The 23,305-nt window shown below is 49.3% G+C and carries 21 protein-coding genes and 1 pseudogene; 13 read left to right on the forward strand and 9 right to left on the reverse strand.

All coding sequences use genetic code 11. The annotated features are described in order from the left end of the window. Positions 1–110 precede the first annotated feature (110 nt). Together KDK17_RS02330 and KDK17_RS02335 are read right to left on the reverse strand one after the other, a co-directional pair. Complete coding sequence (locus KDK17_RS02330; protein ID WP_257279881.1) at positions 111–1,430, reverse strand: NAD(P)/FAD-dependent oxidoreductase; 1,320 nt, start codon at positions 1,428–1,430, stop codon at positions 111–113. A 129-nt stretch (positions 1,431–1,559) separates the two neighbouring features. Beyond that, positions 1,560–1,745: a DUF3094 domain-containing protein gene (locus KDK17_RS02335; protein ID WP_257279880.1), complete on the reverse strand. Its 186-nt coding sequence runs from the start codon at positions 1,743–1,745 to the stop codon at positions 1,560–1,562. Positions 1,746–1,938: 193 nt separating this feature from the next. On the opposite strand from KDK17_RS02335, the gene KDK17_RS02340 reads away from it, so the two are divergent. Then, entirely contained in the window at positions 1,939–2,631 is a 693-nt protein-coding gene (locus KDK17_RS02340; RefSeq protein WP_257279879.1) for an rRNA adenine N-6-methyltransferase family protein, read from the forward strand. On the opposite strand, the gene KDK17_RS02345 is transcribed toward KDK17_RS02340, so the two are convergent. Further along, on the reverse strand, positions 2,597–3,388 hold the full coding sequence (locus tag KDK17_RS02345) for a hypothetical protein (RefSeq protein WP_257279878.1): 792 nt from the start codon (positions 3,386–3,388) through the stop codon (positions 2,597–2,599). The genes KDK17_RS02340 and KDK17_RS02345 overlap by 35 nt on opposite strands. A 177-nt stretch (positions 3,389–3,565) precedes the next feature. After that, positions 3,566–4,564, reverse strand: coding sequence for a nucleoid-associated protein (locus KDK17_RS02350; RefSeq protein ID WP_257253545.1), 999 nt, complete (start codon positions 4,562–4,564; stop codon positions 3,566–3,568). Between the two features lie 466 nt (positions 4,565–5,030). Here KDK17_RS02350 and KDK17_RS02355 point away from each other — a divergent pair, with 466 nt between their 5' ends. Then, on the forward strand, positions 5,031–8,549 hold the full coding sequence (locus KDK17_RS02355) for an AAA family ATPase (RefSeq protein WP_257287249.1): 3,519 nt from the start codon (positions 5,031–5,033) through the stop codon (positions 8,547–8,549). 251 nt (positions 8,550–8,800) lie between these two features. Here KDK17_RS02355 and KDK17_RS02360 read toward each other — a convergent pair whose 3' ends face one another. Next, positions 8,801–9,508, reverse strand: coding sequence for a TetR/AcrR family transcriptional regulator (locus tag KDK17_RS02360; RefSeq protein ID WP_257287250.1), 708 nt, complete (start codon positions 9,506–9,508; stop codon positions 8,801–8,803). On the opposite strand from KDK17_RS02360, the gene KDK17_RS02365 reads away from it, so the two are divergent. After that, positions 9,508–10,050 (forward strand): thioredoxin family protein, encoded by a 543-nt coding sequence (locus tag KDK17_RS02365; RefSeq protein WP_257275224.1) that lies wholly within the window; start codon positions 9,508–9,510, stop codon positions 10,048–10,050. The genes KDK17_RS02360 and KDK17_RS02365 overlap by 1 nt on opposite strands. A 21-nt stretch (positions 10,051–10,071) precedes the next feature. On the opposite strand, the gene KDK17_RS02370 is transcribed toward KDK17_RS02365, so the two are convergent. The 4 genes from KDK17_RS02370 to KDK17_RS02385 form a co-directional block, all read right to left on the reverse strand. Next, a complete protein-coding gene (locus KDK17_RS02370) occupies positions 10,072–11,529 on the reverse strand; it encodes a glycosyltransferase family 39 protein (RefSeq protein ID WP_257287251.1) in 1,458 nt (485 codons plus the stop codon). Positions 11,530–11,758: 229 nt separating this feature from the next. Next, positions 11,759–12,370 carry a tRNA-uridine aminocarboxypropyltransferase gene (locus KDK17_RS02375; RefSeq protein ID WP_257287252.1) on the reverse strand — a complete coding sequence of 204 codons (612 nt, stop codon included), beginning with the start codon at positions 12,368–12,370 and terminating at the stop codon, positions 11,759–11,761. Beyond that, on the reverse strand, positions 12,342–12,962 hold the full coding sequence (locus tag KDK17_RS02380; protein WP_257287253.1) for an alpha-ketoglutarate-dependent dioxygenase AlkB: 621 nt from the start codon (positions 12,960–12,962) through the stop codon (positions 12,342–12,344). Before KDK17_RS02380 ends, KDK17_RS02375 begins: the two co-directional genes overlap by 29 nt. A 6-nt stretch (positions 12,963–12,968) precedes the next feature. Further along, the gene (locus KDK17_RS02385; RefSeq protein WP_257275228.1) at positions 12,969–13,265 is read right to left on the reverse strand and encodes a YfcZ/YiiS family protein; all 297 of its coding nucleotides are present in this window, start codon (positions 13,263–13,265) and stop codon (positions 12,969–12,971) included. 404 nt (positions 13,266–13,669) lie between these two features. Between KDK17_RS02385 and ppc the strand changes: the two genes are divergently transcribed. The 10 genes and pseudogenes from ppc to KDK17_RS02435 form a co-directional block, all read left to right on the forward strand. Further along, entirely contained in the window at positions 13,670–16,303 is a 2,634-nt protein-coding gene (gene ppc, locus KDK17_RS02390; protein WP_257275229.1) for a phosphoenolpyruvate carboxylase, read from the forward strand. A gap of 540 nt (positions 16,304–16,843) precedes the next feature. After that, positions 16,844–17,968 (forward strand): beta-ketoacyl-ACP synthase III, encoded by a 1,125-nt coding sequence (locus KDK17_RS02395; protein ID WP_257279872.1) that lies wholly within the window; start codon positions 16,844–16,846, stop codon positions 17,966–17,968. A gap of 181 nt (positions 17,969–18,149) precedes the next feature. After that, positions 18,150–18,911 carry a bifunctional demethylmenaquinone methyltransferase/2-methoxy-6-polyprenyl-1,4-benzoquinol methylase UbiE gene (gene ubiE / locus KDK17_RS02400; protein WP_257279871.1) on the forward strand — a complete coding sequence of 254 codons (762 nt, stop codon included), beginning with the start codon at positions 18,150–18,152 and terminating at the stop codon, positions 18,909–18,911. Positions 18,912–18,916: 5 nt separating this feature from the next. Further along, on the forward strand, positions 18,917–19,504 hold the full coding sequence (locus KDK17_RS02405) for an SCP2 domain-containing protein (protein ID WP_257279870.1): 588 nt from the start codon (positions 18,917–18,919) through the stop codon (positions 19,502–19,504). A 96-nt stretch (positions 19,505–19,600) separates the two neighbouring features. After that, positions 19,601–21,202, forward strand: a complete 1,602-nt coding sequence (gene ubiB, locus KDK17_RS02410; protein WP_257287254.1) for a ubiquinone biosynthesis regulatory protein kinase UbiB — start codon at positions 19,601–19,603, stop codon at positions 21,200–21,202. A 17-nt stretch (positions 21,203–21,219) separates the two neighbouring features. Continuing rightward, positions 21,220–21,633: a phosphoribosyl-AMP cyclohydrolase gene (gene hisI / locus KDK17_RS02415; RefSeq protein ID WP_306671209.1), complete on the forward strand. Its 414-nt coding sequence runs from the start codon at positions 21,220–21,222 to the stop codon at positions 21,631–21,633. After that, positions 21,626–21,955: a phosphoribosyl-ATP diphosphatase gene (locus KDK17_RS02420; protein WP_257279868.1), complete on the forward strand. Its 330-nt coding sequence runs from the start codon at positions 21,626–21,628 to the stop codon at positions 21,953–21,955. Before hisI ends, KDK17_RS02420 begins: the two co-directional genes overlap by 8 nt. A 137-nt stretch (positions 21,956–22,092) precedes the next feature. Next, entirely contained in the window at positions 22,093–22,311 is a 219-nt protein-coding gene (gene tatA, locus KDK17_RS02425; RefSeq protein ID WP_257279867.1) for a twin-arginine translocase TatA/TatE family subunit, read from the forward strand. Positions 22,312–22,457: 146 nt separating this feature from the next. Next, positions 22,458–22,841: a Sec-independent protein translocase protein TatB gene (gene tatB / locus KDK17_RS02430; protein WP_257279866.1), complete on the forward strand. Its 384-nt coding sequence runs from the start codon at positions 22,458–22,460 to the stop codon at positions 22,839–22,841. Between the two features lie 91 nt (positions 22,842–22,932). Next, positions 22,933–23,253 (forward strand): annotated as a pseudogene (locus tag KDK17_RS02435) (twin-arginine translocase subunit TatC); the annotation flags it as partial. Positions 23,254–23,305: the final 52 nt, after the last annotated feature.

A 23,305-nucleotide genomic window follows, 5' to 3' on the forward strand; every position in this document is an offset into this window, starting at 1 on the left:
AGCAGTTGGCTTTTAACCAATTGGTCGTAGGTTCGAATCCTACACGACCCACCACATTGAAAAAAGCCGGTTCATTGAACCGGCTTTTTTTTCTGTCTTCTGAAAATGAACTAATGCAGCTTTAAGTGGGGACGTGTTGTTTTTCCGATAAAGTCTTTCAGAATCAGTGCTCCTGTCCTGAGCCGTCCAAACAGCGCTACCTGATGCATTCGGTATAGACTGATGTAAAACATCTTGGCCATCATCCCTTCCACCATCATATCGCCGCGCGTGATGGCTCCCATTAAATTACCTACGGCGCTGAAACGACTCAGTGAGATCAGAGAGCCGTAATCTTTGTAGGTAAAGGTTAAGGGGGGCTGACCCTGCAGAACGTTTCCTGTGAGGCTCTTGGCCAGCAGCTCGGCTTGCTGATGGGCTGCCTGGGCTCTGGGGGGGATGGTGATCGGTTCGCCGTTATTGTCCTTCAGCGTACAACTGGCGCAGTCACCCAGTGCATAGATGTGATCATCCAGAGTAGATTGCAAGGTGGGTTTGACCAGAAGTTGGTTAATTCGATTGGTTTCAAGGCCTGCAATATCTTTCAGGAAGGCCGGCGCTTTGATACCTGCCGCCCAGATACTGAGATCGGAGTCGATAAAGTCACCGCTTTTTGTGTTCAGGCCTTTGTTAGTAATCTCACTCACTAGCTGACGGGTTTGTATCATGATCCCCATTTTTTGCAGCTGCTTGTGTACACTGCTGCTGATACGAGCGGGCAGGGCAGGCAGTATTCGGTCACTGCCTTCTATGACAGTGATCTTTACTTTATTGGGCTGGATAGCGTCCAGGCCATATCGGGCGAGTTCTATGGCCGCATGGTGAAGTTCTGCGGCCAGTTCCACCCCGGTTGCTCCGGCACCAATGATGGCGATGTTTAGCTCAGGCGATTTTTCCCGGGAAGCCTGGGCATGAAGGTAGTGATTCAAAAGCGTAGTATGTACTCTTTCCGCTTCTTCCCGGTTGTCCAGAAACAGGCAGTGATCCACTGCGCCCGGGGTATTAAAGTCATTTGCGGTGCTGCCTAAACAGATCACCAGGTCATCGTACTCCAGGCTACGCTCGGGAACGACTTCTTCTCCGTTATCGTCGTTAATGGGGGCGAGGGTAATGGTTTTATTATCCCGGTCCAGACCGCACATTCTGCCGGGCAGAAAGTGAAAATGATTCCATTTTGCCTGAGCCAGATAACTCAGCTCATCTTCAAAGGCATTCAGGGAGCCGGCGGCCACTTCATGCAAAAGAGGTTTCCAGAAATGAGTCTTTCGAACATCCACCAGAGTAATCCGGGCTTTCTTCTTCTTGCCCAGTTTCTTACCCAGTCTGGTAGCTAATCCCAGCCCTCCGGCACCTCCTCCAACAATAACAATTTTATGCAGCTGATCAGTCACTTTATTCTCTCTATTTTTATAAAGGAGTGTTTTGAATCAGTCTAAAATGCCCAACTCGCCTCTTGATTTTATGGTTACAAAGAGGGGGGAAACTGATTAAAAACACACCCTACGGCTATTCAGACGGGCTCAACCCAAGACAAAGACGCCTATCAGGCGGCTGAGAACACCTAGCATGACAATGATGACTGCCAGCCAGAACATCAGCTTCAAAGGTCTGAAACGGTTGCGCTCATTAGCATTGGTTCCAGTAGTGATAAAGCGGTCAACCCTGGCCTGATCTTCAGGGCACAGGCGGGTCTGGGTTTCTTCCATTTGCCACTCCGTATTCTCAGCTCCCTAGAGTATGCTACCTAAGCACTCAATGTGCCAATAGGAAACCCGAATTTGACCGAGAAATACCCAAAATAATCTGAACATGTGTGCTGGTTAGTTGCTTGATCATGTTGACTAGATTCAAGCTCTTGATCAATCTAGTTCTGATTGGCATAGAATATGGGTGCTGCGAGTGAAACTGATTTTATTGGCGTTAAGAGTTCAATATTTCGAATGGGTTGAATTGTTCAAGGTATTTTGTCGTTATTCGTCCCAGCGCACATTCCTTAAAGCCTTTCTTGAGTTGAAGCTCCGATATCTTCTGGACAGCCCTTTTCAAGTTAGTAAGCGCTTCCTGATTAAAAAAAAGTCAGACGACTTATATCTCTATGGTGAAACGCCTTTAACGGTGCTAGATGATATTTGTGAAAAGTCTGGAATAACGTCTCAGGATCATGTTTTTGAATTGGGTGCAGGCAGCGGTTTTACTTCGCTCTGGATGGCTGCTTTTGCGGGCGTTCGAGTGACATCGATTGAGCAGGTCCCCACGTTTTGTCTGAGACTGCAGCGTGTCAGTCGAAGAATGAAGCTGGACAAACTAAACGTTATCGAGGGTGATTATCTGGAGGTGGATCTTTCGGCTGCCACGGTCATTTATCTCTATGCATCTAATCTGGATGATCTCACTATTCGTTGCCTGACGCTGAGAATGTTGGCTCTTAAACCCGGGAGCAGAGTGATTTCTGTCAGCTATCCTCTTCAGGAGTATTGCCCTGTACCGGGTATTTTTGAGCAAAGTGAACGCTTTCCTGTTTGCTTCCCGTGGGGGGAAGCCGATGTATTTTTGCAGGTCAGAACATCTTATGTGCAGAAGTCAGGCGTCTGACGATGGTGCTGCCATAGCGAGCGATCAATTCAGGAACCGGTTTATCCGGAAATTGCTCCAATCCCGCCTTGATGAAATTCCAGGTCACCTGAGCCTGTCTGATCGGTTTGGCAGCATGAGCATGGCCACCATACTGTTCACCGAGTTTTGACAGCTTTTGTTCGAAATGCCCGGCCAGGGTTTGCAACTGAAGCCGACCTGAAGCGCTTTTGTCCTCTTTTAGTTCAGATAAGGTCAGGCTGAGGTATTGACGTGACAGGCGTTCCATGAGTAGTGCCTGCTCTAGAAAGCCGAGCTTTTCACCTCTGTGTGGTTTGTGGGTCAGAATTTTTTGTCTCAGAAGCAGTAGCTTTCTATCCAGCCTGGCCAGAGCCAAGAGCAGTGTAGAGGCTTCCGGGGGGCGAGAGTGAGCAGGTAAATCAGCCATCCAGGCGGCGTGTCGGCTAATGATAGGCCATAGCGCCAGGGTCGACGAGATCAACTTTGCAGTTTCCTGGTCTCCGGATTGCCATGGCAAGGCAGGGATGTTCTGGTTCAGCAGAGCCAGATTGTCCTGCATTTTCACTCTGGCCTCCTTGTTGAGAAAGTCGACCTGTAGCAGGTGAATATTCACGATCAACTGGTTCAGCAATAACTCCTGCTTCAGAAGGTGTTCCGGAGTCAAGTGATTGTTTTTGACAGGCGGCTCTGAAGCTGCAGTCTGGTTCATAAAAGCGAGAAGAAAAAACAGTGCGGCCAGTAAATGAGCTTTAGACATGGTGGAGTCCGGAAACAGTGAAGTCATCCCTTATGTATCGGATGTCCCGGTTGTCACTTGATTGTGACAACCCAGATCATTTGCAGCCATCAACAAGATCGTGAATGGCCTAATAAAGACCGCTTAACAGATCTATCAGAGCTCATGAGGGCATGCAAATATAGCTCGCCTCAAACGTCAGTTGTTGCCTTCCAGTTGTTCCTTGAGTTTGGCTGGAACTTCCTTGATGACAAGCTGATTCAGGTCTTTGTTGTACACTACCTGAGTACCGAGCAGCTCGGCATCAAAAGCAATGTTAAGACCCTTGCTGCGACCGGTGTACTTAACCAGTTTGGTCAGAGTGCGTTTCTCTGGAGCCATGGGTTGGTTCATATCATAGTCACGAGTGTTGACGAAACGGGCAAAATCATCAGAGCCGGCCTCACTCAGGTAACCGGTAAGCTCATCCAGAGTCAGGGCATCGCCATCATCCATTTTGGTCTGGCAGAAGTCATAGACCTGTCGACTGACTTCCCGGTGATTTTCCAGGGAAGGCGCTTCTCTGGCGTACTCCTTTACAGCACTGACCAGCGTGTCAGCCTCTTCCTTGCTGTTGCTGGTTTCATTGCAGCCCAGAGCTTCCTGAAATACATCGCTCAGGCGACGGCCACCACGGGGGCGCAAAAAAGAGAGGTAACGGCCGCTGTTTTCGTTACCCTGCCACTCGGTGATATTAATGCGGCAGGCCAACGGCATTCTGGTCGTATCCAGGTAGGCTACATCTTGAATGGAAAGGTCATCTGTAACGGTGATGCTGACGTTGCTGGTCAACATGCAGAGCATGAAGTATCGGGTCAGACCCTGCTGGTAATCAGCAAACAGAAGGTACCCTCCACCCAGCGCACCTGCTTGATCGAGCTTTTCCAGAAGTTGGTTCAGGGTATTGCGGGTCAGGGCCGTAAAATCCATTTTTTCTACCAGATAATCACCCAGTTCCCCGGGGAAAGGACTTTCGGCGTCCGGGTTGAACTGACCATACTGTTTGTCCTGTTTCTTGTTGTAGGTTTGCAGCAGGTCGTCCAGCATCGACTCCAGAGCCGGGGTGGGGGGCAGGCTGTGAGTTGCCGGAATAGCAATCAGGGAGTCACTGCCAGGGGATTGTTTCAGCTGGTGTACAATGATTTGTTGAATGGCCATAAGTTAATAGTCTTGCAAGCAGTGGTGATCGTCTAACCCGAATGTTTCATAAATCAGGCAGGTTCCGTCCAATCGCCTCATAGGATTAGGTCGACCAAAAAAGCCTGGGACGAAACAAACCGGAACCCGCTATGGCAAAACATACACAAGAAAACCTTCGTTTTCACCCTGTTAATGGTAAAACTGTCAGCGCTGATTTTAACGGGGAGTTGTCCTCAGGTTTTGGCGTGTTGATCTGAACCACTCAGCCAGCCTGACCTGAGCTGCTAAGCACCAGAACTTGTTTAACACCCAATGCGGCAATATCTGCAATTTGCCAGTGATGAAGGTTGAAGGTTTTTGCAGAAAGTTGATTACCGCTATCTCTCTTCGTGGCATGCTCGCCAGTGCGGTGCTATACAGATCTGGTACAAATGGCAAAGGCCATCCAATGAGGCTCTTTACAGGATGATATAAGTGGCAGGTTATGTTCTATTTTATTCTGTCTTTGTTAACTGTCTCTCAGCGATCAGACAAGACTGATCTGAACTGCGTCGATATGAAATTGCGCTCCCTGCCGAGATTATTTCTAGGCATTTCGTTTCTGTTAACGCCTGTCGTAACCTTGTCCGGACAGAGCGGGACGTTTGTGACGACGGGCTATTCCGGCTCCGCCCCGGGCACTTACAACCCATCCAGTATTCCGTTGCCCATTCTTCTACTCCCTCTTGCCTATCACATCTCTTTTAATCGTTTTCCCTATTCTGACATCGGCCAGGAGACCAGGCCTGAGCCGTCCTTTTGTATTGAGCCTGATGATCCCCTCCCCACCTCCAAGCCAGGCTGCCTGCCCCTGCCAAACGAACTGAATATTCAACTGGCCCCTGACCAGGGAGTCCCGGGTCAATGGACTTGGCGCTTACCCGGCAAAGGCAAGTCAGAACTTTACCCTGAACAGGTACGGACAAAAGCCACTGAAGAAGTTGTGCCAGTCCCTATATCAGTCCCTGACACGAGTTTACAATGGGAGCCAGCCCACCCTGTTCCCAGACCAAATGATGTCTTCCTGCCCGGGCCTCCCGGCTCAAAGGGCGTCATAACACCGAATACTAAAACGACGAACAATCTTACTCCCCGGAGTTGCGATGACGAACACTGTCTGAGTTGGGGGTTCGATGATGGACATGAATGGATTCTGGACCTGTCAGAAACTATTGCCCCTTTCCCTTTATTAGAAGACCCCCCCCCCTGGAGTGAAAAGAAGCCAGCACAGGAAGCGGCCAATAGACAGATAGTGGCCACCAGAACAACTGATCAGCATGGTAATGTCTTTTATAGACTGGATGACAATAAGCAGGTTCATTATATCAGTGAGGAAGAATACCGGCGGCTACTCTCATTGTATTTCCAGATGTGGCTTGAATTCCTGTATCCAGAGTATTTCGGCCCCGGAGTGCCTGCCGGAGGTGGTTGGCATCAATGGCACTGGCGAATCCGGAAAATGCCACGGGATCCGGAACCCCCATCCGACCCCCCTGAACATTTAGCTGGGGCGCCAGCAAAAAAATTGCCCAAGAACATCAGTCAACGGCCTGATGGTGGGGGAGACTCCGGCGAAGGGAGCGTGTCAGAACAAGAGCTTTCCGCCTCGCCCGCACCCACCTCTGGCGAAGCAGGTAAGGCAACTTCCTCGCGTTTTATTGTTGATGAGGCTATCAATGATGATTACTCCGTAGTCACAATCTCAGTGAGTGATATGGATCAGTCAAGCTTGTTCCGTGGAGACACCGTCCAGCTAATCGGCAAACTACGAAAAACGTCTATAGCCATTGTTTTATCGGATGTGAATCAGCCATCTGGCAGGATCAGGATGCACAGTGCAATGCGGAAAAACCTTAAAGTGAGGCTGGGAGATATAGTCAAAATCGCCCACATTCCTAATCTTCCCTATGGTAAACGAGTGAGTATATTGCCGATAAAAGATAGCCTTGAAGGCATTACCGGCAACTTGTTTGAGGTGTTTTTGAAACCATTTTTTAGTGATGCGTATCGACCCGTTGCCAAAAAAGACATCATTCCTATAACTGCAGGAATTCGAACCGTTCAGTTCCAGGTGATGGAAACAGATCCGGAAGGTGGGTGCATAGTGGCCTCGGACACACAAATTTTCTGTGAGGGCCATGCCGTCGAGCGTGAAGATGAGTTTTCAATCACTGAAGTTGGTTATGATGATATTGGTGGGCTTAGACCACAGATTCAAACAATACGCGAAATTGTTGAGCTTCCTCTGCGTTACCCACAACTTTTCAATACCCTGAATGTGAGTCCTCCAAGAGGAATACTTCTGAGTGGACCACCGGGAAATGGAAAAACAATGATTGCCCGGGCTATTGCCAACGAGAGCGGTGCCTTCCTCTTTATCATTAATGGCCCGGAAATAATGAGTAAAATGGCAGGTGAGTCAGAATCCAATCTGAGAAAGGCTTTCGAAGAAGCTGAAAAAAACAGGCCTGCCATTATTTTTATCGATGAAATTGACTCGATAGCCCCAAAGCGTGACAAAACTCAGGGTGAAGTAGAGCGACGTGTGGTAGGCCAATTGCTTACCTTGTTGGATGGTTTGCAGCCCAGACGGCAGGTTATGATTCTGGCAGCCACCAACAGGGTTAATTCCATTGATCAGGCACTGCGCCGATTTGGCCGGTTTGATAAAGAAATCCACATCGGCGTTCCTGACCAAACCGGTCGCCTGGAAATCCTTCAGGTTCATACCAGGGACAAAAAACTGTCCGATGATGTGGATTTGGAAAAGATCGCAAAAACCTGCCATGGGTTCACCGGCGCTGACATCGCACAGCTTATTAGTGATGCCGCCATGATCTGTATAAGGGAAAAAATAGATATAACTACTCTGGATGATGAGCAGAATATTGATGCCAGATTTTTGGATAGTCTGGAAATCACTCAGGCCCATTTTGATCAGGCTCTCCGTTCCTCCAACCCATCAGCGCTCAGAGAAACCTTTGTCGAGATACCCGCTGTGACCTGGGCAGACATCGGTGGCATGATGGATGTCAAAAAGACATTGCTGGAAATGGTTCGCTATCCCCTTGAATGGCCCGAGCTGCTCAAGCATTTTGGTCAGAAACCGTCACGGGGTGTGCTTCTGTATGGCCCCCCCGGTTGTGGCAAAACACAGTTGGCCAAAGCCCTGGCCAACGATTGCCAGGCTAACTTCATTGCCATAAAAGGGCCAGAGTTGTTGACTATGTGGTTTGGTGAATCAGAGCACAATGTTCGTGAGCTTTTTGACAAAGCCAGACAGGCAGCACCGTGCATCCTGTTTTTTGATGAAATTGATTCTTTAGCGTCCTCCAGAGGGGCATCAATGGGTGACGCTGGTGGCGCAAGCGATCGCGTCCTGAATCAGCTGTTAATCGAAATTGATGGTATAGCTGAACGGAATAACATTTACATCATCGCCGCCACCAATCGACCAGACATTCTTGACAGAGCTCTTATGAGACCGGGTCGTTTCGACAAGCACATCTACATTCCACTGCCAGATCTTGCAGGCCGATTGCATATCTTCGAAGCTGTCCTGCGTAATACACCGGTAGAGGATAATGTTGATTTAAGGCAGCTAGCTGCTAAAACCAAAGGTTTCTCTGGAGCTGATATTAACGAAATCTGCCAGACAGCAATACAACAGGCAGTCAGGGAGTACATTGGCAGAACGCGTAACCTGCAGGAAGCTCAAGGTGAGGCAATGGATGTTGAAGAATCTCTTGATAGTTACATGTTGACGCGCAGCCATTTTGAGCATGCCATGAGCACGGCGAGGCGCAGCGTTGGGGAATCAGATATTCACCGATATGAAACGTTTCACTTGCGGTCAAGCCAAACCGGGACACCATTCCGTTTTCAGGATACCCCCCCTGCATCAGCGCCATCTGGAGCATTAAGCCTCTTTGAAGAGCCTGAAGATGACGACTTGTATGATTAAACTTTCATAGCAAGAGCACCTGAAGCTTGGTGCTTCAGGTGCTTTTTCAGGGTGAGCTGTCCGCTGCTCTCGCTCTTGCTTTGTTCTATTGCCAGTCGTCATCTTCTGTTGGGGCTATTCAGCGATCCGTCTGAGAAAGTTTGCACCAACTTGCACCAGAATAAGAGGGGCTGGAGTTCTGGTGCGTTTAACCGGGCATAAGTCCTTGGACATATTGCAGACAACCCTTTTCATGGTACCTTCCTTCCCGATCATGTTTTAGGGTTCAGAATATGCCCAAGGCTTTGCTTGACCAGTAGATCTAATTGATGCTGATTGGGACTGATTCTGGCCATTAACTGAAGGCCGAGAAAAAAGCTGGTGAGTTCCCTTGCAGCATCCGTGCTGCTCAAACTGGGGGCGATGAGGTTCTTTTCCGTTCCCTTGAGTACCTGGGTCAATAATGCTTGCTGAATCGTATTGACAGCCTGTCTGACCAGCTTTGTGGCCTCATCTGGCAACAGGTGAAGTTCTGTGCTGGTGCAGGCTAGAAAGCAGCAGTTCTGGTACTGCATGTCTTGGGGATGTCGATAGCCAGCTGTCAGAAATCGGCGTAAACCTTCTAGCGGAGGGCCCGAACCAAGATACTTTTGGATTCTCAACTGTAGGTAGTGTTCAATGTAATACCGTAAGACGTGCAGGTATAAGCCTTCTTTGTTTTTGAAATGATGATAAAGGCTACCCGGGTGCAGATCGGTGGCTTCTTCTAACTGTCTTAGAGAAGACGCCGAGAATCCTCGGGACCAAAAGAGAGCGAGTGCGTTATTCAGCGCCTTGTCTTTATTAAAAGAGGTGTGCCTACCCATAAATGAAAATAATTGACTTGGGAACTTCCAATGTAGCAGTAACTTTCTGTTCCCGACAACTCTCCCACAACGGATTAGCATGCATTGTGGGATACAAGCTGGAGAATACCCCAATGGCTCTGACCCCTTCGAATATGGTGGCACTGGGCTCGTCTGCCCCTGATTTTGAATTGCCTGAACCTTCATCCGGGCAGTCGGTTTCACTGCAGGAAGTGAGTAAAGAGAAAGGCGTTTTGGTGATGTTTATCTGTAACCACTGTCCCTATGTGATTCACATTGAAGATGCACTGGTGCAGTTGGGCAAGGATTATGCCGATCGAGATCTTGGCATAGTGGCTATCAGTGCTAACGATGCTGAAAGCTATCCTGATGATGCTCCTGAAAATATGGCATTAAAATCTTACCCGTTCCCCTATCTCTATGATGAAAGTCAGTCAGTGGCGAAAGCTTATGATGCAGCCTGTACGCCTGATTTTTTTCTCTTCGATGTCGAATTGAAGTGTGTCTATCGAGGTCAGTTTGATGCCTCGCGTCCCGGTAATGACAAGCCTGTGACCGGGAGGGATTTGAGGTCCGCTATGGACGCTGTGCTGGCGGGAGAGCGTGTATCAGAGAATCAAAGTCCCAGTGTTGGCTGCAATATCAAATGGAAGTAGTTGTGCACTTTTCAGAAGGCATTATTCTTTCTCAACCCAGAGGGTCCAGTTTCTATATTCGGACACTTTTTCGAAGCGTTCTCTCAGTGGGTCCGACAGCATATTAATGTTGCCGTCACGAGTGGCCAGAAAGTCTCTGCGATTCTTGTGTAATTGATCGAGGATCTCCTCTTCATCAAAGGCTAAGAGGGCCTGGCCCTGGGAATAAAAGCGAGCCGAGAAGGGGCGTTTCATGAAGTAAATAAGATGACCGGGCTGCTCAGCCGGGTGAGTCATCATGCCGGCGACCAGGTACTTTTGAGATTTTTTACCACCGTCGTTCATCATGACAATGGTAGTGATAATCATCAACAGAGGTGTCAGGGTCGCCAGGGCAATAAGCTTCCCGGAATGGCTAGGCCAACGCTCCCCAAACAGTCTTGCAATAATCAGTGCCAGAGCAGGCATCACAGGCAGCGTGTAAGTCCAGATCAGATTGGCGGTGAAGGTGAAAAAAAGAGGCAGAAAGAGCAGCCAGCAGAGCAGGAAGTAATCCCATTCCTGCAACTGGAGGGTGGGCTTCGTTTGCCAGAATTTCCAGAGTTGGGTAATGACGACTCCCAGTAACACGAATGTCCAGGGAAAGCCTCCTGCCAGCAAGTAACCCCAGATGGCCCCCAGCATATGAACATGGGCATTGCCGTATTCATCACCCTGCCAGCCGGAATCCAGATAGCGGGAAAAATGTTCGCCAATAAACATGTACTCCAGAAGGCCGGGGTTGCGTATCTCTGCACTAATATACCAGGGAAGGGCAATGGCGGCCGCCAGAACAGTGCCTTTGATCCAGGGGAATGTGTGCCACAGCGTTATCAATCGAGCTTTTGGAAGGCACCATAAGAAAATCGGACCGCCCGCCAGAACCACAGCAGCGAGCCCCTTGGCCAAAAATGCCAGACCGCAACCCGCAAAAAACAGATATTGCCACCGCAGTGCCATAGATTCGTCTTGATAGTGCCAGCCCATCCAGAAGCTGCAGAGGATAAGAGTGATCGTCAGGGTCATGACCGGGTCGGCCAGAAGAGCTCCCGAAAGAACCAGAAACGTAGCAGAAGTGATCAGGAACAGTACTGTAATTTTTGCCTGTTGTTTCCCCATTTGAAAGTGGGCCAGCTTCCAGACCAGTGCCAGAATACCCAAACTACAAATCAGGGAGGGTAAGCGGGCGGCAAATTCATTGATGCCAAATAACTTGAAGCTTACGGCTGAAAGCCAGATAAACAACGGCGGTTTACCCAGAAACGGGATACCATAATCAAAATACGGAATGACCCAGTCGTTAGTCTCTACCATCAGCCTGACGATCTCACCGTAGCGGGCTTCTGAGGTGTCCATCAGAGGGTACAGGCCGAGGGAGAGCAGCCGGATCAGAACCGCAATCAGTATCAGGAGTGACACCCAGAACCAGCGGGAAGAAGATTTTAGGGAGGCGTCGGTCATTATTATTCTGAACTCTGTGTCTGATTACCGTGAAAACGTCCAAGGATACAAAGGACTTTTGTTCCTTTACTCTTTATTGTTTCGGCCAATTCATTCATTGCACAAATACAGTGGAAAAAATCTCTGACTATCTGCTGTTCGTTTGCTGCAAAAGAAAGCGCAACCAATGAGTAACCTGACTGAGGCGTTGATTGTGACTCAAGTGATCACAATGCTTATTGAAAGTAGTTCATTTTGATCGGTTTCTATAATTTTTTTCGTAGACATCTCGACCCATGGCTTCGATCTGCCGGTCAATCATTGTCCGGAAGCTGTCCAGACAGTTTTGGTGAACCCTTGGGTCTCCTGAAAAAACTCGCATAAGGCATACCGCGGCTTCGACAGTGGACAGAGCTGACTGATGGGGTGTTTTGCGGATTCGGTAGCTGGATTCCAGGTTTTCTGACAGGGATATCCACGGTAGAGATTGAAGCTGGGGATTGAGGTGAAGTATCTTTCTGGCTTTTCTCCAGGTACCATCCAGCAGAATGCAAACATCAGGCAGGCCGTGGATTTTCTGATATTCAGACGATTGAAGAGCCCCGTCGCCCGGAAAAAGTAAACAGCCTTTTTTGTTTTCTAAAAGGATCTTGAGGTGTGGGTTTTCATTGAAGTCCTCACCCACGAGAATCTTGCAGTTCTTAATGCCCAGTTTGAGAATCCGGGCGGTATTCAGCGGATGTTTGACCTCATCAGGATGCTGCAGGATCAATAGTTCACAGCAGGCCTGCTCAAGCTGTAGATCCTGGCAGATGCAGAATTGCAAAGGACGCTCACAGCGCTGGCACTGGGCTCGGGCCATGCATGACATTCCTGAAAGTCAGATTAATACGGGGCAAAACGGTTCCGGATGTTTTGGGAATACAATGCTGCCAGTAGCGCTGGGTTGAGCCTGACATCACCAGCAGTGAGCCAGGAGATAAATTTATCGACAAAGGACTTATACCTCTGGACTTGCCCTCTTTGTGTTTCAGTCGAAAGAGTCTTTCCTGACCCAGGCTCATTGATGCAATAACGGGGTGTTCGCCCAGCTCCGCTTCATCGTCGGAATGCCAGCCATTACTGTCATTACCATCACGATACAGATTGAGCAGCACTGTGTTGAATGATGAGCGACAGGCTTGCTCGACCACTTCTTTGATTGCCAGTAGTACTGGTGTCCATGGCTCTGGAACCAGCGTCAGGCCAGAGTAGCTATAGGTCATGCCTTTATCGCCATACCATGCCTGTAAACGGGGTAAATCGAATGCTTTTCCAAAAAGCGTGATCTTATCCTGACGCCACCGGGTCCCGGATAGAAGCTGCTGGTAGTAAAATTCACAGTCTTTTGGTGTGATCACTTCTGGCCAGAAAGACAGCTCGGCGTCAGGGGCATAAATGTTGATTGAATGCAATTCGTTTTATTGGGAGCTGTTATGCAGGGACATTTGAAAGATTAGCTTTTCTGCCGTGCAGTCAAAGTCCAGCATCGCCTTGATGACGGTGATGCCGTTTTCCTGACTGGTTTCCGACTGCACCTTGCAGTTGCCTGATCCTACTGACAGAGCTCGCTGTTCAATTTTCCTGAACTTGTCCCGGGCTGAAATTGCCTTGTCGCCACGAATCTCCAGGGTAACCCAAGTATCATCGTCGCGGATCAGGGTACCAACCTCTACAGTATTGCAGGTGGTGCACTCAAAGGGGTCTTTTTCGTTCATGTCGATACCTCGTAACAGCGAGAAATCTTGCTTCATTAATCATCAAATTAACATATTACAAGATCTATGGGGATACGTCAGATTCTGCGAAAACCCTCTTGGGCTTGCGAGGTTGATTGTATCTCCAAAATCCTTCTTTAATCGGATATGTCCCTGTTTTTTGTGTCCTGTATTTGTTTGTTTGTCTTAGTGAGTGTTTGTGAAAGCTTTTTTATTCGGTTTTTATGGTATAGGCTCAGTGATTCTCGAAGTTGTACGTCATCAAAATGAGGGATAAACGGTGCTTTCGTTCAAAAAGTTGCTGGTATTCCCTCCATCAGAATTAAGGTGAGCGTGCCTTTAAGCCATGAACAAAGTGCCAGAGTGAAAGAAATTTCACGGTAAAACCCCGGGAAGTTAAATCTATGACAGACAGCAAGGCGAATTTGCGTCGCAACGTGAACCTGCTGGGAACACTGTTGGGTCAAACGATTAAAGAGCATCATGGCGAGGATTTTTTCAATCGTATTGAAAGTATTCGTCAGCTTTCCAAGGCTGCAAGAGCAGGCAGTGAGGATGATAGGGATGTTTTGCTGGATCAATTGAAAAACCTTTCCGATGACGATCTGGTGCCCGTCACACGAGCGTTTAGTCATTTTCTCAATTTGGCTAATCTGGCCGAGCAATATGACAGCATTGCCGTCAGCCATGGCGAAACGTTCTGTGTCCCGGATCACTTCGATGAGCTGATGGCCAGGCTGAGAAATCAGGGTTTCAGTCAAGAGCAGATCGCTGACAGTGTTGCCAGTCTGGATATGGAGCTGGTGTTGACCGCTCACCCCACCGAAGTTTCCCGCAGAACCCTGATCCAGAAACATGAATCAATTTTTGAGTGCCTTAGCAAGCTGGAAAGCAGCCGTTTGAGCTTCAGGGAACGGGCCCGCCATGAAGACCGGCTTCGTCAGTTGATTGCTCAGGCCTGGCACACTTACGAGTTCAGGATGAAGCGGCCATCGCCTGTTGATGAGGCCAAGGGTGGGTTTGCTACCATCGAGCACTCTCTGTGGAATGCGGTTCCTGATTTTGTTCGTGCCATAGACGAGCGGCTCAGGGAACACACGGACATAGGTCTGCCACTGGATGCTGTGCCGGTGCGTTTTTCTTCCTGGATGGGAGGGGATCGGGATGGGAATCCATTCGTCACCGCTGAGGTGACTCAGGAAGTGCTCTTGTTGAGCCGCTGGATGGCTGCGGATTTGTACCTCAGGGATCTGAAGCCTCTTATTGGAGAACTCTCCATGACAGAGTGCAGTGAAGAAATGAAGCAGAAACTGGGGGAATGTCGAGAGCCCTACCGGGTGATTCTCAGGCAACTCAGGGAACGTCTCAGAGAGGCCCGAAGCTGGTGTGAATATTCACTGGCCGATAAACCCCGTTCTTCTGAAGTGCTTCTTGAGCATAAAGATCTTGTTGAGCCTCTGGAGCTCTGCTATCACTCGTTGCATAAAGTGGGTCTTGGGGTCATCGCCGATGGTCCGCTGTTGGACATGATTCGTCGTGCTCACAGCTTTGGTCTCACCCTGATACGTCTGGATATTCGTCAGGAGGCGAGCAGGCATACCCGGACGGTCAGTGAGTTAACCAGGGCTCTCGGGATTGGAGATTACCAGAGCTGGGACGAGCAGGAAAAGCAGACCTTTCTGCTAAAAGAGCTTCAGAATCCCAGGCCCATGATTCCGGTAGAATGGGAGCCTTCCGAAGAGGTCGCTGAAGTCATTGCCACCTGTCGTGCTATTGCCAGAGAAGGTCAGCAGGCATTGGGGGCCTACGTCATTTCCATGGCCTACAAGCCGTCCGATGTATTGTCTGTAGCACTATTGCTGAAGGAGTGTGGCGTTGACTTTGCGATGCCGATTGCTCCCCTGTTTGAAACACTGGATGCTCTGGATGGTGCCAGTGAGTGCATTAGCTCTCTGCTGTCATTGCCCTGGTATCGTGGCTATTGTCATGGGGGGCAGATGGTCATGATCGGTTATTCCGACTCTGCCAAAGATGCTGGCTGGATGGCTGCAGCCTGGGCTCAGTATCGGGCTATGGAAGAGGTGACGGAAGTTTGTCGTGAAAATAATGTTGAGCTGACGTTGTTTCACGGTCGTGGCGGCACCATCGGTCGCGGCGGTGGCCCTGCCCATGCGGCGATTCTTTCCCAGCCACCGGGCTCTGTGAACAATAATCTGCGGGTCACTGAACAAGGAGAGATGATCCGTTTCAAGTTTGGTTTCCCTGACGTCGCCATTAATAGTCTGATGCTTTATGCCAGCGCTACCCTCGAAGCAAGCCTGTTGCCGCCACCAGAACCAAAACAAAGCTGGCGAGATATGATGGATCAGCTGGCCAGGGATTCCCTGCAAATTTACCGGGGCATGGTTCGGGATGAGCCTGATTTTGTTCCCTACTTTCGTGCTGTGACGCCAGAACAGGAACTGGCCAAGCTTCCGCTGGGCTCCAGACCTGCAAAGCGCAAGCCTAATGGTGGCGTGGAAAGTTTGCGGGCGATTCCATGGATATTCGCCTGGACCCAGATTCGTCTCATGCTGCCCACCTGGCTTGGATGTGGTGCTGCCCTGAAAAATGCCCTTGAAAATGGTCAGAGAGACACTCTGGAAGAGATGATCAGTCAGTGGCCGTTCTTCAAGGCACGACTGGAAATGCTGGAGATGGTCTTTATGAAGACCGATTCTAATCTGGCTGAATACTACGAGGAGCGTCTGGTACCCGCCGAGCTACAGCATTTGGGAGAAAGCCTGCGAGAGCAACTGGAAACTGCAGTTCAGGCACTGCTGGAGCTCAAAGGCGGTGAAGAGTTGATGTCTAACCATCCTCAGAACAAACAGGCCATCGCTTTACGTAATCCTTATACTGACCCTCTGAACGTTCTTCAGGCAGAGTTACTCTACCGGGTAAGACATACAGAGGAAGGGGAGGTTTGTGAAAACCTTGAGCAGGCTTTGATGATCACCGTTGCAGGTATTGCTGCAGGTATGCGTAACACCGGTTAATTGAACCGGAAACCATTATTCCTCACGGAGCAGGCTCTAACAGGAGTTGTCTGAGCCTGCTATCCTTCGGAACAGGTGATTCGGCAGTTTTATCAAACGCAAGAGCCTGTGCCTCATTCATAGGAAAAGCTCTCTGATCAAAAAAACTTCAGTCTCTTTACTGCACGCAAAGTCTATGATGAAGGACGACCGCTCTTTATTCGGGGCTTTTTTGCTGACATGTTGGTCAGAGTCTGCAGTTCAGGATCAACCTGCGTAATGACTACTGCGTTTTTATCCACACACGACCCGTGTATCTGTTCTACTGCAGTTTAGGTTCGTATATTTGAGACACAACCGTCAATTGGGTTCCTGAAATCTCTCTCACCCTGCAGCAAGCATCCAAGACCCCGGGAGTGCTTTCTGCGAATGACTGTCTATACTCGGTCAGCCTCCGGTGAGCTGTCGTACAATGGTGTGAGGTGAAATTTTAAGGTTTTATTACCATGGTGCATGATATAGGATCACGGAGCACACTTAGATAAGGTGATCGGAACAAGCATGGCTGTCGCTGCAATTATCACAGGAACGGGGCTTTACACCCCGGCCAGCTCCATCAGTAATGATGAACTGGTCGCGAGCTATAACACCTGGGCTCAAAAAGAGAACGATAAACACCAGCAGGCAATCGCTGCTGGTGAAAGGGAACCTCTGCCGATGAGCAGTAGTGCGTTCATAGAAAAAGCGTCGGGCATTAAAAGCCGTTATGTCATGAATCGGGAAGGCGTTCTTGATCCTGACCGTATGGTACCCCTGCTACCCGAGCGGGATAACGAGGAAATCTCCGTTCAGTGTGAAATGGCATTACATGCTGCCAGAGATGCGCTTTTCCAGGCCAAAGTTAGACCAGAAGAGGTGGATCTGGTTATTGTTGCTTGTTCCAACTTGCAAAGGGCTTATCCTGCCGTCGCTGTTGAAGTGCAATATTATTTGGGAGCGTCTGGCTATGCCTACGATATGAATGTTGCTTGTTCTTCTGCAACGTTTGGGATCAAAGCGGCCACGGATGCCATTCTTTCCGGTCACGCGCATAGGGTTCTGGTGATCAGTCCCGAGATCACTTCCGGTCATTTGAATTTTCGCGATCGTGACAGTCACTTTATTTTCGGAGATGCCTCTACGGCCGTTGTTGTTGAAGCCGACAGTGTTGCCAGGAATGAGAATGGTTTTGAAATACTGGGTACCAGAGCCTGGACTCAGTTTTCCAACAATATCCGTAATAATTTTGGATTCCTGAATCGCGCTGATGAGTCTGGCGTAGGGCAACCCGATAAGCTTTTTGTGCAGAATGGCCGCAAGGTTTTCAAGGAAGTCTGTCCCAAAGTGGCAGAGATCATTTCAAGTCATCTGGATGAGCTAAGGCTAGCGTCTGAAGAACTCTCTCGCCTCTGGCTGCATCAGGCGAACCTGAGCATGAACCAGCTGATTTCACGAAAAATACTGGGTCGTGAAGCGACTTCTGAAGAGGCGCCGGTTATTCTGGATGAGTACGCCAATACCAGTTCTGCCGGATCAATCATTGCTTTCCATAAACACTCAGCAGATCTGGAAACTGGCAGCTTTGGTGTTATCTGTTCTTTTGGAGCGGGCTACTCGATTGGCAGTGTTGTCGTCAGAAAACGCTGAAAGTCTTGTGATGAAAATGCAACTGGTTGAGATCGCTGCGGAACAGTGCGGTATGCGGGCAAATTTACCTATTTGTCATTACCCATTACAATAGCCTGCAATTTTTCCCGAATACTTGCCAGTGCCCGGAAATCGAAACACAGGGTTCCAACTCTTTTCTGGTGCTGGGGTGGAGATCTGGATGACTGAGAAGGTAAGAGATCAGGACAAGACGCACTTTGGTTACAAAGATGTCAATCCTGACGATAAAGAGAAGCTGGTGGCGGGTGTTTTTCACTCAGTGGCTGACAGCTATGACATGATGAATGACCTGATGTCGATGGGTGTTCACCGGATCTGGAAGCGTTTTACGGTAGAGCTTTCTGCGGTCCGTAAAGGTCATCATGTTCTGGATATTGCTGGTGGTACCGGCGACCTCACAAAACAGTTTTCCCGTCTGGTGGGTGATACGGGGAGAGTGGTTCTTGCTGATATCAATGAGTCCATGCTCAGAGTTGGGCGTGATCGCCTGATTGATCAGGGCATTGTTGGGAATGTTGAGTATGTTCAGGCCAATGCTGAATGCCTGCCCTTCCCGGAAAACACGTTCGACTGCATAACCATCGCCTTTGGCCTGCGAAATGTGACCGATAAGGACGAAGCACTGCGTTCTATGTGCCGGGTCCTGAAGCCAGGCGGGCGTCTCCTGGTTCTGGAGTTCTCAAAGACCAACAACCCTCTGCTGACCAAAGCCTATGACGCCTATTCTTTCTCCCTGTTGCCGTTCATGGGCAAGCTGGTGGCGGGCGACTCAGAGAGTTATCGTTATCTGGCCGAGAGTATTCGCAAGCACCCGGATCAGGAAACGCTGAAAGCGATGATGAAAGAAGCCGGTTTTGTGAATAACACCTACCACAACATGACCGGAGGCATTGTTGCCCTGCATAAAGGCATCAAACCCTGATTATCATGAAGACGGCATTTTTGGCGCTTCTGGAGACCCGGATTAATCAGCTGTTGAAGCTGGATCCAGTCACAGCCGAGGCCCTGAAGTCTCTGGATGGCAGAGTTGTTCGTTTCATTTGTCTTCAGCCTGATTTTAACTGCTATGTTTTTCTGGACGCCTTTGGAGTTCGGTGTGCTGGCTGGCATGAGGGATCTGTAGATGCCACTCTGCAGGGGCCGTTGAGCAGTTTTATAACGCTTGCAGTTGATCGAGGCTCTTCATGGCAAGGGGTCAGGGAGCTAAACGTCTCTGGTGAGCAGAATGTTTTGGAAAAATTGGAATCCACTCATCGAAAGATGGAGCTCGACTGGGAAAGCCTGATATGTGAGCGACTGGGCCCGGTAGCAGGACATTCACTGGCTGAGGGACTGCGTTTCATCACCTCGACGTTTGCGGGTTTTGGCGAAAGGCTTCCTGATCATGGGGCAACTTATCTTCAGGATGAGCTGGAGCTGGTGCCCTCAGAGCCCGAAATCAGCGCTTTCAGTCATGAGGTGACTGTTCTCAGTGAAGCCGTTGAAGACTTGGGCAGGCGTTTGAACAAATCTTGATGGGTAAGCTGGTAAGCAGCCATGAGTGAAAGACAGCCCTGAGCAAGTTGAGCAAACAAGCGGGTTGAGCAAACAAAAGTATCGCGGGAGAATAGGGTGCTGCAGTTAACCCGTTTAATAAAAATTGTTGGGGCTATTGCCCGTTACAGGCTGGATGATCTGATCGAGATCGACCGTCTGCCTTTTCCCGCCAGAGTGCTGATGCGCCTCTTTCCCTGGCGGTATTTCATCAAAAATAATGAACCCAGAGCCATCCGATTGAGAAAAGGGCTTGAATCCCTCGGGCCTATCTTCATCAAGTTCGGCCAGATTTTATCCACCCGCCGCGATCTTTTGCCAGACGATATCAGTGATGAATTGGCCCGATTGCAGGATCAAGTGGCGCCTTTTCCTGCGACAGATGCCGTTGCCATCATTGAGAAAAGCCTAAATGCCCCGGTTTCAAAACGGTTTAACCGCTTTGATCATGAACCCATGGCGTCTGCTTCCATAGCCCAGGTGCACACTGCACGACTGCACACTGGAGAAGAGGTGGTAGTAAAAGTGATACGGCCCGGCATAGAGAAGGTGATCCGCAAGGATATCCGGCTTATGTACGGCTTTAGTCGTCTGTTGGTCATTCTTGTAAGAGAGGCCAGAAGGCTCAGGCCAATAGAAGTGGTCAGGGATTACGAGAAAACCATTCTTGATGAGCTGGACCTGTTGCGGGAAGCAGCCAACAGCTCCCTTTTGCGCAGAAATTTTATTGATTCACCGTTGCTGTTTATTCCTCAGGTTTACTGGGATTATTGCAAGCCTTCGGTTATGGTAATGGAGAGAATTTATGGTGTGCCCGTTGCTGATACGGAAACCCTGAAGGCCAGTGGCACCGATATGAAAAAACTGGCGGAAAGAGGCGTCGAGATCTTCTTTACTCAGGTTTTCCGCGACCGGTTTTTCCATGCCGACATGCATCCGGGTAATATTTTTGTCGATATATCTAACCCATCTGAGCCCAAATACATCGGCATTGACTGTGGTATCGTCGGTACCCTGGAACCGGAAGATCAGTATTATCTGGCCTGTAACCTGCTGGCTTTTTTCAAACGGGATTATCGTAAGGTCGCCCAACTGCACGTGGATTCAGGCTGGGTTCCTTCCCATACCGTAGTCGGCGAACTTGAAGCCTCTATTCGTACGGTCTGTGAGCCTATATTTGAACGACCCTTGAAAGATATTTCTTTTGGGCATCTCTTGGTCAGATTGTTTCAGGTGGCACGAAGGTTTGAAATGGAAGTTCAGCCCCAGCTGGTTCTGTTGGAAAAAACGCTGCTCAACGTCGAAGGGCTGGGACGGCAACTATATCCGGAGCTTGATCTGTGGAATACCGCACAGCCTTTCCTTGAGAAGTGGATGAAAGATCAGGTCAGTCCATGCGAAATCGGCCGTTCAGTGCGTGATAATGCTCCCGACTGGCTGCTGAGTGCGCCTAATATGGCCAGAAATGCTTTGCACAGTGTCAAACAAATTTCAGAGCATCAGCAAAAGCTGATGGACATGCATAGCCGGGCAGGTCAGCAATCCAGCAAAATGAAGTGGCTGGGTAGGGTATTGGTTGCAGGAGCTGCTGCTGTTCTGGTGTTCCCTGAATGGTCTGCGCAGATCCCCTGGCAGGGAGTGTTAATGGGAGGAGTCGGAGTATGGCTCCTGACTCGATAGGAGTGGAGATGAGTAGCATGAGTTGGTTGGATGACGTTCGCTGGAACAGTGATGGTCTGGTGGCAGCGACAGCCCAGGATCATCAAACTGGCAGGGTACTGATGCAGGCCTGGATGAATCGGGAAGCACTGGCTCTGACCGCTGAAGAGCAGCAGGCGATATACTGGTCACGTTCCCGTGGCAAACTCTGGCGTAAAGGTGAGTCATCCGGCCATGTGCAGAAACTGCATGAATTAAGGCTGGATTGTGATGGCGACTCTGTTCTGCTAGTGGTAGAGCAGCTTGGCGGAATAGCCTGCCACACAGGTCGGGAATCCTGCTTTTATCGTAGGTTGAGCGAAGGCGGTCAATGGTTAACTACGGATGAAGTCCTGAAAAGCCCTGGTGCCATCTACGGTGAAGACAAGAGTGGAAACAGCGATAATGGATAGCATCTTGGAGAAGCTGGAAGCTGTGCTGGAAGAACGCCGTCGGGCCAGCCCGGACAGCTCCTATGTAGCCAGTTTGCATGATGCGGGTATGGACAAGATCCTGAAAAAAGTCGGTGAAGAGTCGGCAGAAACCCTGATCGCAGCGAAAGCAGCAGAGTTGGGTGGCAGTCTTGATGATGTGGTTTATGAAACAGCAGACCTCTGGTTTCATACTATGGTCATGCTGTCTCATCTGGGGCTGAGCCACAAAGAAGTTCTCAAAGAGCTGGAGCGACGCTTTGGTTTGTCAGGCATCGAAGAAAAGGCCTCTCGAGACGCTTGAGTGAAGGGAAGCGGGATATCCGGTAGAATATATCAATCGTACAGCCGCATTCATGAGAGTGCAGCGGTTAATGCTTCCGGGGTAGCGTTGGCATTGGGGGCTGACTTTCCCTGGTTAGTCTGAAAGGAAGGTGGATTATGGGATTTGGTGGAATCAGTATCTGGCAGTTGCTCATCATCCTGCTGATTGTGGTGATGCTGTTTGGTACTAAGAAACTGAAAGGCCTGGGTGGTGATCTGGGCAGTGCTGTCAAGGGATTCAAAAAAGCTATCTCTTCTGATGAAGAGCAGAAGTCCCAACCGTCCGGGAGCCATCATCAGAACAAAGAGCCCGAAGAGAGTCAGCGTAAATCCTGAGGCAGGTTGCAGTACAGTTTTCTTCTCCCGTGTATCGGGAGTCAGGGTAAACAGCTTTACGTTCAGGCAGTCGTGAGCTGAAAAAACAGCCGTGAGCTGAAAACAGCCGTGAGCTGAAAATGTTTTGAGATATCTCTGGAGATAAAGTGTTCGACATCGGTTTCACAGAGCTGCTTCTTATTGCTGTGATCGCTCTGGTCGTATTGGGGCCTGAGAGGCTGCCCGGTGCCATTCGAACCACGGCCTACTGGATCAGCAAGATAAAACGCAGCTTTCAGTCTGCCAAGGACGAACTGGAGAGAGAGCTGGATGTCGATGGCATCAAAAGGCAAATTCATAACGAACAGGTTATGAAAGAGTTGGAAAAGACACGCTCTCAAATGACTGAGTCGATCAAGGAGCCATTAGAGACATTAAACAAGTCCTTTGATCTTGGTGAGAAAGATAAAGATCCTGGTGAAAAAAATCCTGATGGCACTACAGACAAAGCAAAAGAAGAAACTGAAGAGAAAACAAACAAGGGTGCATGAGCAAAAATGGAGTCTTCAAGGAACAGCCTCTGGTTCAGTATCTTGTTGAGCTAAGGTGTCGTTTGCTTCGCAGTTTCGTAGCTGTGCTAGTGTTTCAGGGACTCTTCTATTTTTCAAGGATATTTATCCGGGGCTGGCCTTTGCTTATTATGTAGTCTTCCCGATTAGCTTCTCTTTCTTAAGTACCGTCGGACTCGAATCGGTGACGGTGATGACGGATATCAATCGATACCTCCAATTTATAGTGAAATTGTTCTTTGCCTTCGGCGTGGCTTTTGAAGTTCCATTAGCGATTGTAGTGTTGGTGTGGAGTGGTATTTCAACGGTAGAAAGCCTCTCGAAAAAACGTCCCAATGTCATTGTTGGCTGTCTTGTTATAGTCATGTTGCTGACTCCCGCTGACGTTGTTTCCTAGCAGCCTGTCGGACTTAAGGCTGTCCTACTGCGGTTGCAATAAATTGGTC

The organism is Endozoicomonas sp. SESOKO2, from assembly GCF_024606245.1.
Taxonomy (GTDB): domain Bacteria; phylum Pseudomonadota; class Gammaproteobacteria; order Pseudomonadales; family Endozoicomonadaceae; genus Endozoicomonas_A.